Origin of the sequence: Pararhizobium sp. IMCC3301 (assembly GCF_030758315.1) — a bacterium.
GTDB lineage: Bacteria > Pseudomonadota > Alphaproteobacteria > Rhizobiales.
Genome location: NZ_CP132336.1, coordinates 1,389,390 through 1,403,314, shown reverse-complemented (window position 1 = coordinate 1,403,314; position 13,925 = coordinate 1,389,390). Strand labels below are relative to the sequence as shown.

General features: G+C 55.6%; 11 protein-coding genes. 10 read left to right on the top strand and 1 reads right to left on the bottom strand.

Annotated elements, in window-relative coordinates:
* The first annotated feature begins 12 nt into the window (after window positions 1-12).
* From tolB to glmM, 8 genes are all read left to right on the top strand, one after another.
* Window positions 13-1,323, top strand: a complete 1,311-nt coding sequence (gene tolB, locus RAL88_RS06735) for a Tol-Pal system beta propeller repeat protein TolB (protein WP_306269600.1) — start codon at window positions 13-15, stop codon at window positions 1,321-1,323.
* Window positions 1,324-1,591: 268 nt separating this feature from the next.
* Entirely contained in the window at window positions 1,592-2,086 is a 495-nt protein-coding gene (pal, locus tag RAL88_RS06730; RefSeq protein ID WP_306268192.1) for a peptidoglycan-associated lipoprotein Pal, read from the top strand.
* A gap of 408 nt (window positions 2,087-2,494) precedes the next feature.
* A complete protein-coding gene (gene ybgF, locus RAL88_RS06725; RefSeq protein WP_306268190.1) occupies window positions 2,495-3,334 on the top strand; it encodes a tol-pal system protein YbgF in 840 nt (279 codons plus the stop codon).
* Window positions 3,325-4,569 carry a tRNA lysidine(34) synthetase TilS gene (gene tilS, locus RAL88_RS06720; protein WP_306268188.1) on the top strand — a complete coding sequence of 415 codons (1,245 nt, stop codon included), beginning with the start codon at window positions 3,325-3,327 and terminating at the stop codon, window positions 4,567-4,569. Before ybgF ends, tilS begins: the two co-directional genes overlap by 10 nt.
* Before the next feature lie 214 nt (window positions 4,570-4,783).
* Window positions 4,784-6,709 (top strand): ATP-dependent zinc metalloprotease FtsH, encoded by a 1,926-nt coding sequence (gene ftsH, locus RAL88_RS06715; protein ID WP_306268186.1) that lies wholly within the window; start codon window positions 4,784-4,786, stop codon window positions 6,707-6,709.
* A 477-nt stretch (window positions 6,710-7,186) separates the two neighbouring features.
* Window positions 7,187-7,885 (top strand): outer membrane protein, encoded by a 699-nt coding sequence (locus RAL88_RS06710; protein WP_306268185.1) that lies wholly within the window; start codon window positions 7,187-7,189, stop codon window positions 7,883-7,885.
* A gap of 200 nt (window positions 7,886-8,085) precedes the next feature.
* Window positions 8,086-9,027, top strand: a complete 942-nt coding sequence (locus RAL88_RS06705; protein ID WP_306268184.1) for a nucleoside hydrolase — start codon at window positions 8,086-8,088, stop codon at window positions 9,025-9,027.
* A 259-nt stretch (window positions 9,028-9,286) separates the two neighbouring features.
* A complete protein-coding gene (gene glmM / locus RAL88_RS06700) occupies window positions 9,287-10,633 on the top strand; it encodes a phosphoglucosamine mutase (RefSeq protein WP_306268183.1) in 1,347 nt (448 codons plus the stop codon).
* 27 nt (window positions 10,634-10,660) lie between these two features.
* Here the strand turns inward: glmM and RAL88_RS06695 are convergent, their stop codons facing one another.
* Complete coding sequence (locus tag RAL88_RS06695; RefSeq protein ID WP_306268182.1) at window positions 10,661-11,593, bottom strand: DMT family transporter; 933 nt, start codon at window positions 11,591-11,593, stop codon at window positions 10,661-10,663.
* Between the two features lie 156 nt (window positions 11,594-11,749).
* Between RAL88_RS06695 and RAL88_RS06690 the strand changes: the two genes are divergently transcribed.
* On the top strand, window positions 11,750-12,508 hold the full coding sequence (locus tag RAL88_RS06690; protein ID WP_306268181.1) for an outer membrane protein: 759 nt from the start codon (window positions 11,750-11,752) through the stop codon (window positions 12,506-12,508).
* 205 nt (window positions 12,509-12,713) lie between these two features.
* Window positions 12,714-13,913 (top strand): phosphoserine transaminase, encoded by a 1,200-nt coding sequence (locus RAL88_RS06685; RefSeq protein ID WP_306268179.1) that lies wholly within the window; start codon window positions 12,714-12,716, stop codon window positions 13,911-13,913.
* Window positions 13,914-13,925: the final 12 nt, after the last annotated feature.

The window sequence follows — 13,925 nt, the reverse complement described above, 5'->3', positions numbered from 1 at the left end:
TGCATTTTTGCCATGCCAATGCGGGCAATTCTGTTTGCCTTTGCACTTGCTTTTGCCTTTTCCACTTCGGCATCAGCGCAGCTCAAACTGGATATTACACGCGGTAATATCCAGCCGCTGCCGATTGCAGTTCCCAGCTTTGTCGGCGCATCGGGGCAGGCCGATCAACTCAGCCAGAATGTTTCTCAGGTGATTATCGATGATCTGGAACGATCTGCCCTGTTCCGGGCAATCGATCCTGCAACTTTTATCGACCAGACTGCGAGTCCCGATGCGGTGCCGCGCTTTCCCGACTGGCGGGTTCTGGACGCCCAGGCACTGGCAGTGGGGCGCATTACCCAGGAAGCCGATGGCCGGATCAGCGCTGAGTTCCGGCTTTGGGACGTGTTTGCCGGTAAACAGATTGCCGGCCAGCGCTTCTTTACGCAGCCCGACAATTGGCGACGCGTGGCTCATATCATTGCAGATGCTATCTATGAGCGCCTGACCGGTGAGAAAGGCTATTTTGACACACGCATCGTGTTCGTTGACGAGACCGGCCCCAAGGACAATCGCACCAAGCGTCTGGCGATCATGGATCAAGATGGCGCTTCTCTACAATATCTGACCAGTGGCGGCGAGCTGGTGCTGACACCGCGCTTCAGCCCAAGCCGTCAGGAAATCACCTACATGTCCTATGCGACAGGCAATCCGCAGGTGTTTTTGTTGAATATCGATACAGGCCAGCGCGAAGTGGTGGGCAATTTTCCCGGCATGACGTTTGCGCCGCGCTTCTCACCGGACGGTCAGCGAGTGGTGATGAGCCTGCAACAGGACGGCAACGCCAACATCTATGTCATGGATCTGCGCTCCAAGCGGACAACGCGGCTGACGAATTCGCCTTCGATCGACACATCGCCTTCCTTCTCACCGGATGGCGCGCGCATTGTGTTTGAATCGGACCGGGGCGGCTCACAACAGCTCTATGTGATGGGTGCCAATGGTGGTGAAGCAACGCGAATCAGTTTCGGTGAAGGGTCATATTCAACCCCTGTATGGTCTCCGCGTGGTGATCTGATTGCGTTTACGAAGCTCTATCAGGGACAGTTTCTGATTGGCGTGATGCAGACCGACGGTTCAGGCGAACGCATTCTGACGGCGGGATTTCACAATGAAGGACCGACCTGGGCTCCCAATGGCCGTGTTCTGATGTTCTTCCGCGAACAGCAGGGCGGAAATGCCGGGCCTGCATTGTGGTCCATTGACCTGACCGGCTATAATGAACGGAAGGTGCCGACACCGAATTTTGCTTCAGATCCCGCCTGGTCACCATTGCTGAATTAGGCCGGAAGGGGCGCGTTCGCGGATGACCGGGCAGAATGATTGATTTAACCATCTGTTTACCATGCTTGCGAACGGTGGCTTAACCATGGATAAACTAGACTGCGTTCTAACAGAAATGTTAAATTTGTCCGTAATTCAGTCGTAATCTGAATGAAGACAGGCGGAATGGCACAGTTTGAGGGTCCGGACGGATGAGTCGTCCTGAACTGACAAACGATTTTGAATTTAGGAGTTACCGGACATGTTCGCACAACAAGTGCTTCGTCCAATGGCACACACAATCCGTGCCAGCGTCGCAGTCAAAATGTTGGCTGTATTATTACTTGGCCTTGCCGTTGCAGGCTGTGCTGGAAAAAAATATGATGTGAATGCTTCCGGTGGGGCAAATGCAACACCTGGATCGGCGCAGGACTTTGCTGTCAATGTGGGGGACCGCGTGTTCTTTGAAACGGACAGCACTGATCTGACCGCCCGTGCCAGAACCACTCTGGATTTGCAGTCACAGTGGCTGGCAAGATATCCAACCTACAATTTCGTAGTTGAAGGTCACGCCGATGAACGCGGCACCAGGGAATACAATATTGCCCTTGGCGCACGGCGTGCCGCTGCGGTGCGTGCTTATCTGATTGCCCGCGGCGTGAATTCCGGCCGGATGAGTACAATTTCCTACGGCAAGGAGCGCCCCGTTGCCGTGTGTAACGATATTTCCTGCTGGTCTCAGAACCGCCGTTCAGTGACATCGCTGAAAGGCGCCGGCAGCTAGCCGGTCGCAGGCAAATGATGAAGGCCCGAACCTTGGTTCGGGCCTTTTTTTTGGCTAGGGTCTGGACTCAGTTGGGAGGTTGAATTGGTGAGTTTGATTTTGGTCAGAGTTAGGAGCGAAGGCGCAGGAAACCGTTTGGTTTTCAAGCCTTTGCGACGACATCCTGGCCAAAAGCAAGCTCATCGCAAAAGGACGCTGCCAGGAAAGCCCAACTGTTGTTTCACAGATTTTGGAAAGGCAACCAGCCTTACCTGCAATCCGTTCATAGCATTTGGGCTTTTCTGGCAGCGCCAATTCAATCTCCTAACTGAGTTCAGACCCTAATTGCCGCGTTGTCGCCGTCTTAATATTGTCGTAGTTGGGGGGCGAAACTTATGCCCACTGACCGCCTTTTCCAGGATTTAAAAGATGCCACTGGTAGCAAAACCCCTTTCCGTTCTTACGACGATGGCGCTGCTTGTTCTGTTTGCCCTGCCGGTAGCTGCGCAAAGCTCCAGGGATATGGCAGAGCTGTCCATGCGTGTGGACCGTCTTGAGGCACAAATTCGCGACCTGACTGGCCAGATTGAGAGGCTGACATATTCGCTTCAGAACGGCTCGTCTGGCGCTGTTGGCGGCGCTCAGCCACAAAACCAGACACGTGATGCTGTGCCCAGCCCCTCCGCACCGCTGGGTTCGGCAGTGCAACCGCAATCCAATTCCGGCCTTGGAGCACCACCGCGGAATCTCGGGACATTGTCTACCGCAGAGGGCGCTCCACTCGATCTGTCCGCTCTGATCGGCGCGACTGGCGGGCTTGGCGTTGAGCCTGTGCCGCCATCGTCCACACAAGGCGCACCGGCAACGGGTGCGTCGTTCGGAAATTCGCCGCGCGATGAATATGAACTTGCCTATGGCTATATTCTGCGCGGCGACTATGAGACGGCGGAAGCTTCTTTGCGGCAGTTCCTGATTGACAATCCCTCCGATCCGCTTGCCAGTGATGCTCGTTTCTGGCTTGGCGAAAGCCTGTTCGTGCGCGGCAATTACCGGGGCGCTGCAAATGAATTTCTCGAAGCCTATTCCAAATTTCCGGGCAGTGCGAAAGCACCTGACAGCCTCCTGAAACTTGGGATGTCGTTGCGTGAGCTGGGGGAAAAGGAAGCCGCCTGTGCCACCTTCGCTGAACTGGTGCGCAAATATCCAGCGGCCTCAACACCGGTGAAGGAACGTGTGCGGGATGAGCGAAGATCGGCCAGATGCATCTGAGGGAAGAGTTTCCCGACACTTTGCTTTCCGCATTCTCTGACTTTGTGCCGTGTCTGACGCTGCTGGACTGGCACCAGCGCGTCGCTGTGGCGGTTTCGGGCGGTGGCGACAGTATGGCTTTGCTGGCGAGTGTCCTTGAGGCCCGGCGGGTCAATGCCGTCTCGCAGCCTCTTCAGGTTTTGACCGTGGATCACAAATTGCGGGCCGCCTCGGCAGATGAAGCAGCTGGTGTGGCCAGTTTCTGCGCGCAACATAACGCAGGCCACACGATTCTGACCTGGACTGGCGACAGGCCGGCCTCCGGGATTGCCGAACGGGCCCGCATCATCCGCCGTGATTTGCTGCTGGCGGAATGCAGCAGACTGGGGATCCGGCAATTGCTGCTCGCGCATACAATGGATGATGTCGCTGAGACGCTTTTGATGCGTGTCCGGCGCGGCGGTCTGCGTGGCCATGCCTCCATCGCACCGCAGACCCGGTATTCGCAGATCAGAGTGCTGCGACCGTTTTTGTCGTTGCGCCGGGATGTCCTGCGCAAAGCGCTTGCTGACGCCGGCATCAGTTGGGTCGAGGACCCGAGCAACAGCAATTTGCGCTTCGAGCGGCCGCGGGTGCGCAGGACGCTGCAGATGTTGGATGAAGGAAGCTTCACCACAGAGCGAATCGTCGCCTATGCCGCCTTGATGGGCCGCTGGCGCACAATCATGGCGCGGCAAATAGCGGTGACGATTGAATCAGGATGCCGGCTGGATGGTGCGGATGTGCAACTGCAATCGCGGTCCCTGCGCTGCATTCCCAGATTAATTGCCGTGGAAACCCTGCGGGAGTTGGTCCGGTTTACCGGAGGCGATGCCTATATGATTGATTTTGCCCAGGCGACACAGGCGGTTGACAGAATTTTGAACACTGCAGGCAGTGTCAGGAGCTTTTCTGCCGGACGCTGTGTTATGTCCCGTGGATCAGACGGGGTCTGGACCTTGTCACGGGCGCTTCGTGATCTGCCGACAGTGTCGATTGCCGCAGGGCAGACACTCTGCTGGGATGGCAGGTTTGTCATCAAATTGTCCGAATCTGCGGATGAACCGGGCGAAATCCGACCGCACCGGACTGTGCCGGTTGGTTGCCCCGAGCATTTGCCATATGCGGTGAATTTCCGGCCACGCGTGCTGGACGGACCGGTTGCATGTACGGACGAGCCTGTTTTCGCGGCCCTTTCGGCACTTGTGCAGGCCTGATCGATATATGGCTGAGGTGCTCAAAACTGTTCAAACAGCCGGGAAAAGCATCGTTTTGCCCGATTTTGCATTCACCTTATCGAAAGAAAGCTGATTTCTTGCCGGAATGCGCCTTGGCATATGCCACCCATCTCCCTATTTTGTTGGCAGAGACAACTCCAGTCGCGCGTTTTAGAGCCGCTTCAACGGCCAAAGCAACTTTTAAGGACATAGAATGAACGGAAACTTCCGCAATTTTGCGCTTTGGATCATTATCGGCCTGCTGCTGATCGCGCTGTTTAACCTGTTTCAAAATCCAGGTCAGCAAAATCGCGGTGACTCGGTGCCGTACTCACAGTTCATCAGTGAAGTGGAGCAGGGGTCCGTGCGTAGTGTCACTATTGCAGGCTCTGAAATCAGTGGCGTTTACAACAATAATGGCCGTTTTCTGACCCGTGCGCCGGACAATGCCGACTTTGTCGACAAGCTGACCGAGCGTGGCGTAGCCGTAACGGCAGAGCCGCCGAACACTGAAGGCTTCAGCCTGATCGGCCTGCTGATCTCCTGGCTACCGATGATCCTCATTCTCGGTGTGTGGATATTCTTCATGCGCCAGATGCAGGGCGGTGGCCGTGGTGGAGCAATGGGTTTTGGCAAATCGAAAGCGAAACTTCTGACCGAAGAACATGGCCGAGTGACCTTTGACGATGTTGCCGGTGTGGACGAAGCCAAGGAAGATCTGGAAGAAATCGTCGAATTTCTGCGCGAACCGCAGAAGTTCCAGCGGCTCGGCGGACGCATTCCGCGCGGCGTGCTGCTGGTTGGACCTCCGGGCACCGGTAAAACCTTGCTGGCGCGGTCTGTTGCCGGGGAAGCCAACGTGCCGTTCTTCACGATTTCCGGATCTGACTTTGTGGAAATGTTTGTCGGCGTGGGTGCAAGCCGTGTGCGCGACATGTTCGAGCAGGCCAAGAAAAGTGCGCCCTGCATCATCTTCATCGATGAGATTGACGCTGTGGGACGGCACCGCGGTGCCGGTCTTGGTGGCGGCAATGACGAGCGCGAGCAGACGCTGAACCAGCTGCTGGTGGAAATGGACGGCTTTGAAGCCAATGAAGGCGTGATCATCATTGCTGCCACCAACCGGCCTGACGTGCTTGATCCTGCGCTGCTGCGCCCGGGCCGTTTTGACCGCGAAGTGGTGGTGCCGAATCCTGACGTGACGGGCCGAGAAAAAATCCTGAAGGTGCATGTGCGCAACGTGCCGCTGGCACCGGATGTCAATTTGAAAACGGTTGCGCGTGGAACACCGGGCTTTTCCGGAGCGGATCTGATGAACCTCGTCAACGAGTCTGCCTTGCTGGCGGCACGGCGCTCCAAGCGCATCGTCACCATGAATGAGTTTGAAGATGCCAAGGACAAAGTGATGATGGGCGCGGAACGACGTACCCTGGTGATGACTGAAGACGAGAAAAAACTCACGGCCTATCATGAAGCGGGCCATGCCATCGTGGCGATGAATGTGGCGAAGACTGATCCTGTTCACAAGGCAACTATCATTCCGCGCGGACGGGCGCTCGGTATGGTCATGCAATTGCCTGAGCGCGACCAGATTTCCATGAGCCTGACTGAAATGACGAGCCGTTTGGCTATCATGATGGGTGGCCGGGTTGCTGAAGAGCAGACCTTTGGCCCGGAGAATGTTACCTCCGGTGCATCTTCCGATATCGAGCAGGCCACACGACTGGCGCGTGCCATGGTGACCCGCTGGGGCTTTTCCGACAAGCTCGGCAAGGTTGCCTATGGCGACAATCAGGAAGAGGTTTTCCTGGGACATTCTGTGGCCCGGACCCAGAATGTATCGGAGGACACAGCGCAGATTATTGATGCGGAAGTGCGCCGGATTGTCGAAGATGGCTTTGATGAGGCGGAGAAAATTCTGACCGACAAGAAGAATGATCTTGAAATGCTGGCTCAGGCGTTGCTGGAATATGAAACTCTCAGCGGTGAGGAAATCAAGGAATTGCTGAAGGGTAATCCGCCGGTGCGTGAGGATGATGATACTCCATCGACACCACGTGGTTCGGCCGTGCCGAATGCAGGGGCGCCCAAGTCAAAGCCCTCCGAGCCGGACCCCGGCATGGAGCCACAACCGTCCTGACATGTGTCAAATGAATCAAAACCCGGCCTTTGTGCCGGGTTTTTTATTGCCTGCCGTTGCCGCGGCACCCCGAAACCTTTGCGCGTTTTGCATTTAAGCCGGATTTCGTTCCAACGCTCTGCTGATATGACAGGGCCATGGACACATGGCCTGACGCGGAAATTCAGGATCTGAATTCCGCATTGAGTGAACCGGCTTTCCTGCATTTAAAAATTCGGTACTGACAGCCAAATTGTCGGCAAAACAGATGAAAATTTCTACGGCCGGGAAGCTGGTGCGGCATTCTTATCACAGTGAAAATAATTTAATTGTTCAGAGCTTTATCGCAATTGATAGTTGATGAGAATTCATGCAACTTTAAATTTGAAGATGGTCATACGAAGAGTGTCTATCGGTTGCGCATAATCAGATTTGGATCTTTTTATTGTGTGAACTTTGATCTTTGAAAATGTAACTTTTGCATGGGAAATAACGAGAATGCTTTTCAAGAAAATATGTTTTGCGGGAACAGCGCTGATATTCTCAAGCGGTATGGCAATAGGCGCGGATTTCGCCCAGCCAGTGTATATTGAACCATTTGAGCCCGCACCGCTTCCGCCTGCCGGATTTTACGCCAGCCTTCATGCCGGCTATGTGATGCCGGAAGATGTAGATGGCGAGATCGAGCTTGGCGGCACGACCGGTATTGATGTCGAAGTTGAAGATGGCTACCGCATCGGTGGTTCGGTTGGCTATGATTTCAACAGCATGATCGGCGTTGAGGCAGAGGTCAGCTATTCTGCCACTGATGTTGATTCAATTTCCGGAGGAGGCGTTACTTTCAATACGAGTGGCGATGCCCGCATTCTGACCCTCATGGGTAATGTGATCGTTGGTAATCAATATGATCGCTGGCGCCCATATGTGGGTATTGGCGCAGGTGCGGCTCACGTAAATATTGATGTTACAGTACCTGTGATCGATGATCTCGACGACAGCGATTGGGCTTTTGCGGCCCAGGCCATGGCCGGAGTGGATTTCAGCTTGACTGATACTGTGTCACTGGGTGCCAGATATCGATATATCCATATCGGTTCAACCGATTATACGGATGGTGGCGATGATCCTGTTTCCATTGATTCATTCGGCACTCACAATATTGAAGCGGTGCTGAAGGTTAAATTTGGCGAATATTGAGACACGGCTTTTCTTCGAACAGGCAAGTTTGAGCCGCTTTCGAAAAAGATCTGTAAAATTGAAAAACCCGGCCTTGTGCCGGGTTTTTTATTGCATGGGATTGTGGTTTTTATCACCAGATAGGTTTGCGCTACATGCTCATCTGGCCACGGCAGAAAGGTCGTGCTACCGGCAAGACCAGCGTATAAGGGCGGGTTGCCGTGCCAAACATTCGTTCCATCATCATCGATACAGATCCGGGGCAGGATGACGCTCTGGCGATCCTGCTGGCGCTGGCAAGCCCGGAACTGAATGTGTTGGGCATTGTCGCAGTTGCCGGCAATGTGCCGCTTGCGCTGACGACCCGCAATATCCGTATAGTTTGTGAGCTGGCGGGGCGGCAGGACGTCCCGGTCTATGCCGGTGCTGACCGGCCGCTGAAGCGGGCGCTGGTAACGGCGGAACATGTCCATGGCAAGACCGGACTTGACGGGGTCGAGCTGCCGGAACCGACCATGGCGCTGCAGCGCCAGCGTGGCGCGGATTTCATTGTCGAGACGGTCATGAAACAACCGGAAGCCAGTGTCACGCTTTGCACGCTGGGACCTTTGACGAATGTCGCCATGGCGCTGCAGAAAGAACCGCGCATCGCCGCACGCCTGAAAGGTCTTGTGATGATTGGGGGAGGGTTTTTTGAAGGTGGCAACATCACTCCGGCGGCGGAATTCAATATTTTTGTCGATCCGGAAGCAGCTGCGATTGTGCTGGAGAGCGGTATTGCCACCACAATGATCCCGCTTGACTGTACCCATCAGGCACTGACCAGCGGCACGCGAATTGGCGGTTTTCGAACTCTTCGGTCCCGGGTCGGTGATGCCTGTGCCGGCTGGATGGAGTTCTTTGAACGCTTCGATGAGGATAAATACGGCACGGATGGCGGTCCTCTGCATGATCCGAATGTCATTGCCTATCTGCTGGAACCGGAAATCTATGCCTCCCGTTTCATCAATGTCACGGTGGAAACCGGGTCGGAACTGACACTGGGAATGACTGTCGCAGACTGGTGGCAGGTGTCCGCCCGACCGCCGAATGTCACCTATGTCCGTAATCTTGATGATGATGCATTTTACCGGTTGCTGCTGCAGCGCATTGCCCGGCTTTGAGGTGGCGTGACTTCGACGGGCGGACGCTGGATCTGGGTGAATGAGCTGCCATTGCCGCATTGCTGCCATGCTGGTCGGCAACCGTGTCATACGGCCTGCCCCATCAAGCAGAGTGTTTCTTTGTAATGAATTGTGTCTCCCCTGATCTCTTTGTTGGCCTTTATAACCCTGACAAATGACGCATGGGGCAAGGCTATTCAGTCTTTCTTGAGGCATTGGTAGTAAAGCTCTTAGTTGAACAGAATTTGAGGATAATCGCATGGGCGGTCGTTATTTTGGCACGGATGGCATTCGGGGCAAATCCAACAGTTTTCCGATGACCCCGGATATTGCCATGAAGGTTGGAATGGCTGCCGGCCTGACCTTTATGCGCGGCGACCATCGCCATCGGGTGGTGATCGGCAAGGATACAAGGTTATCCGGCTACATGATCGAGACCGCGCTGGTGGCCGGTTTTACCTCTGTCGGCATGGATGTGTTCCTGACCGGTCCAGTGCCAACTCCGGCGGTCGCACTGCTGACACGCTCGTTGCGGGCGGATATCGGTGTGATGATTTCCGCCAGCCACAACCCCTATTACGATAATGGCATCAAGCTGTTCGGCCCTGACGGCTACAAGCTGTCGGATGAAAAAGAGCAGGAAATCGAAGCCCTTCTGGACGCAGATCTTTCCGGAAGTCTGGCGATGCCCGATGAATTGGGCCGCGCCAAACGGGTGGACGGAGTGCTGGACCGCTATATCGAAACCGCCAAGCGAACTCTGCCGCGCAGCATGACGCTTGATGGGCTGCGGATCGTGGTTGATGGGGCCAATGGTGCCGCCTATAAAGCCGCTCCCGAAGCCCTGTGGGAACTGGGCGCAGAAGTTGTGCGCATTGGTGTCGAGCCGGACGGGTTCAACATCAATCGCGGCTGTGGGTCCACCGCGCCGCAATTGCTGATCGACAAGGTGCGTGAAGTGCGTGCCGATGTGGGGATTGCCCTGGATGGCGATGCCGACCGCGTGCTGATTGTCGATGAAAAAGGTGCCATTATCGATGGTGACCAGCTGATGGCAGTGGTCGCGGAATCCTGGAAAGAGCAAAACCGCCTGTCCGAGCCGGGCATTGTTGCCACCGTCATGTCGAACCTGGGTCTTGAGCGCTATCTGGCGTCACAGGATCTGACGCTGGCGCGCACCAATGTTGGTGACCGCTATGTGGTCGAACATATGCGTGCCCATGGCTACAATGTCGGTGGCGAGCAATCCGGTCACATGGTGTTATCGGATTATTCGACAACGGGCGATGGTCTGATCGCGGCATTGCAGATTTTGGCGGTGGTGCAGCAGAAGGGACAGCCGGTCAGTGAGGTCTGCCATCGGTTTGATCCGGTGCCGCAAGTACTGAAAAACGTGCGTTTTTCCGGACAATCGCCGCTCGACCGATCGGATGTTAAAGGTGCAATTCTGGATGCGGAAGCCTTGCTCGGCAAGAGCGGGCGGTTGCTGATCCGACCTTCCGGAACCGAACCGGTGATCCGGGTGATGGCGGAATCGGATGATTCAAGCCAAGTGACCAAAGTTGTCGATCAACTGGTTGATCTGATCTCGCATCCAGCGCCCTGAATGGCACACCATTCTTGAACCGTGTGTTCAGGGCATGGGCTGCACAACCGGTCTGCTGCGGCGTTCGGTGATGAAAATGCCGCCCAGAACCAGCGCCAGCCCGAGCCAGTCGCTCCATTGCAGCGATTCACCAAGCAGCATGACTCCGACCATCACCGCAAACACCGGCACCAGATAATTCGACAGCGCCAGAAACGAGGCGCCGGCTTCTTTCAGCAGGACAAACAGCAGGATTGTTGCAAAGGCTGTCGGAAAGATACCGAGTGTCAGAACAGCGACAAGGCTGGCCGGACTGGCCTGGTCGAGCCCCTCTGGCGACAGGATCATTGCCAGCGGCAGCGCTATGATGGCGCCGACCAGTAAAACCCCCGCGGATTTTGAAGCATTCGTCATATCAGGCATCAACCGGGCGGTGGTGCCGTTCAGCGCGTAGCACATCGCCGCGCCGGTAACGCCCAAAAGCGCCCAGAATTGAAGCGGGCCGTTGTCAAGCGCCAGACTGCCACCGACTCCGACCAGAATCGAAACGCCGATAAAACCCACCAGAAATCCGGCTGCCTTGCGCCGGGTCAATTGCTCATCGGCGAGCAAAAAATGCGCCAGAACGATAACTCCCAGCGGCACCGCTGCCATCAGAATTCCCGCCACACCGGAAGGGATATGCCTGACGCCCCAGGAAATCAGGGTGAAGGGCAGCACGGTGCCCAAAACAGCGAGCCAGAGAAACCACAGCCAATGCTGCAGCCTGCTGCTCAACCGATCGCGGCGATAGGCCAGATAGGCGAGCATCAGAACCGCGCCGATGCTGATTCGCAATGCAACAACCCACAGCGGGGAGATGGTTTCTACAGCGATTTTACTCGACGCAAACGAGGTGCCCCAAAGCACGACCAGCAGAGCCAGAATGTACCAGTGCCTGGGCATACGGGCTGTCAGAGCAACGACGGGCGGTGCGCGCATATTCCATTCCTGTATTTACTTATTATTAACCTTAAGTAAGCGTAAAGTTAATACATAAAATTATCTAATTAAGCACTTCTTAACCTTAACGAGTGAATATCGTTTCAGCTTTATATAACGATTTCATTGGGCAAGCTTTCTGGAGTGAGTATTGACATGATTACCACAGGCAACAGGGTTGTTAAAACATTCGCCGCAATTGCGGCGGTTACGACCATTCTGGCAGGGCCAGCCTTCGCGGCGGATCCGCAGCAATATTTTTATGATGAACCGGTCTATGACAAAGCCGGTGCCTGGTATCTGCGAGGCGACATCGGCTATGTCGTCACCAATGATTACGAAGTCACCTATAGCGGTTCGGCCGGCTCTCAAGAATTCCTTAATGAGGATTTCGACGATACCTGGCTGATTGGTGTTGGTATCGGTTACAAGTTCAACAGCTTCTTCCGCGCCGATCTGACGCTGGATTACCGCGCAACCTGGGAATTTGAGGCCAACACGGTCTGTATCGGGACCTGTGCGACGACCTATAATGAGGAATTTGGTTCCGCATCAATGACCGCCTTGCTGGCCAATATCTATCTGGATTGGGAAAACAGCTCTTCCTTCACGCCTTATGTCGGCGGTGGACTTGGCGTTGCCTACGTCAATCTGGGCAAGCATTTTGCACGAAATGTGAACGGGTCCTATTCCGGATTTGACGGCAATGGCAACTGGAATTTCGCCGCCGCAGCGACGGCCGGTGTGACCTTTGATGTGACCAAGAATTTCTCGATCGATGCCAATTACCGCTATCTCTGGGTTGGAGATGTCGAAAGCGGCGAATCGAACACACCGGGATTGACTGGCACGCTGACGTATAATGACATGGATCTGCATGAAATACGCCTTGGCGGACGCTACACCTTCTATTGAACGATCCCGCCAGACAAAGAGTTTGGCTTCAGCCTAAGCTGATCTGACTACCCAAACCCGCAGCAACGCCAAATTGGTCTTGCTGCGGGTTTTGCGTTTGTGGTTCCGTAGACCAGATTTCAGCTTGCAGAATTCCGCGCTTTCCCTTAATGCCGCAGGTGGGCCACCTCTCCCCACCGAGAGGCTATCTATCTGAGAGGGTAGCATGACACATGCAGATACTGGCCATTCGGCCGGGTTGCGCACACCTGACGTGCGTCCAGAAAACCCCCATTTTTCCTCCGGACCTTGCGCGAAACGACCTGACTGGTCGCTGAACGTGCTGTCTGATGCCGCGCTGGGGCGCTCGCACCGGGCCAAAATCGGCAAGGCCAAGCTGAAGCGGGCAATCGATCTGACCCGCGAGGTGCTGCAGGTGCCCGATGATTATCTCATCGGCATTGTGCCGGCCTCCGATACTGGCGCCTTTGAAATGGCGATGTGGTCGCTGCTGGGCGCACGCGGCGTCGATCTGCTGGCCTGGGAAAGCTTCGGCTCGGGCTGGGTGACAGATGCGGTCAAACAGCTCAAGCTCGACAATCAGCGCACACTGACTGCGGATTACGGCGCGCTTCCGGATCTGGCTTCGGTAAATTTCGCCAATGATGTGGTGTTCACCTGGAACGGCACAACATCGGGTGTCAGGGTGCCTGATGGCGCCTGGATTGCCTCCGACCGCGAGGGCCTGACCCTGTGCGATGCAACCTCTGCCGCCTTCGCTCAGGATCTGGCCTGGGACAAGCTCGATGTCGTAACCTATTCCTGGCAGAAAGTGCTGGGCGGGGAAGCGGCCCACGGCATGCTTATCCTGTCGCCACGCGCGGTAGAACGGCTGGAAAGCTATACGCCGTCCTGGCCGCTACCGAAGATTTTCCGTCTTACCAAGGGCGGCAAGCTGATCCGTGATATTTTCGACGGAGCAACCATCAACACGCCCTCCATGCTGTGTGTCGAAGACTATCTGGACGCGCTGGAATGGGCTCAGTCTGTTGGCGGACTGGACGGTCTGAAAGGCCGGGCGGATGCCAATGCCGGGGCTATCGCCGAATGGGTAGCCGCTACGCCCTGGGTGGATTTTCTGGCGCTCGATCCGGCGACGCGCTCCAATACATCAGTGTGCCTGAAAATCACCGATTCGGCTGTCACGGCCTTGTCCGACAGCGAGCAGGCGGCGTTTGCCAAAGCCATGGTGTCGGCCCTGGAAAAGCAAGGCGTTGCGTTTGATATCGGCGCTTATCGCGATGCTCCTCCGGGATTGCGCATCTGGGCCGGTGCGACGGTTGAGCATTCCGACATAGCGGCGCTTCTGCCGTGGCTGGATTGGGCATTTGCTGCCAGCAAAGCCGAACTGTCACAAGCCGCCTGAACCAACACTTTT

Coding starts and splice junctions, on each gene's coding strand:
- tolB (WP_306269600.1), top strand. CDS start 13: ATGCCAATGCGGGCAATTCTGTTTGCCTTTGCACTTGCTTTTGCCTTT.
- pal (WP_306268192.1), top strand. CDS start 1,592: ATGGCACACACAATCCGTGCCAGCGTCGCAGTCAAAATGTTGGCTGTA.
- ybgF (WP_306268190.1), top strand. CDS start 2,495: ATGCCACTGGTAGCAAAACCCCTTTCCGTTCTTACGACGATGGCGCTG.
- tilS (WP_306268188.1), top strand. CDS start 3,325: ATGCATCTGAGGGAAGAGTTTCCCGACACTTTGCTTTCCGCATTCTCT.
- ftsH (WP_306268186.1), top strand. CDS start 4,784: ATGAACGGAAACTTCCGCAATTTTGCGCTTTGGATCATTATCGGCCTG.
- RAL88_RS06710 (WP_306268185.1), top strand. CDS start 7,187: ATGCTTTTCAAGAAAATATGTTTTGCGGGAACAGCGCTGATATTCTCA.
- glmM (WP_306268183.1), top strand. CDS start 9,287: ATGGGCGGTCGTTATTTTGGCACGGATGGCATTCGGGGCAAATCCAAC.
- RAL88_RS06695 (WP_306268182.1), bottom strand. CDS start 11,593: ATGCGCGCACCGCCCGTCGTTGCTCTGACAGCCCGTATGCCCAGGCAC.
- RAL88_RS06690 (WP_306268181.1), top strand. CDS start 11,750: ATGATTACCACAGGCAACAGGGTTGTTAAAACATTCGCCGCAATTGCG.
- RAL88_RS06685 (WP_306268179.1), top strand. CDS start 12,714: ATGACACATGCAGATACTGGCCATTCGGCCGGGTTGCGCACACCTGAC.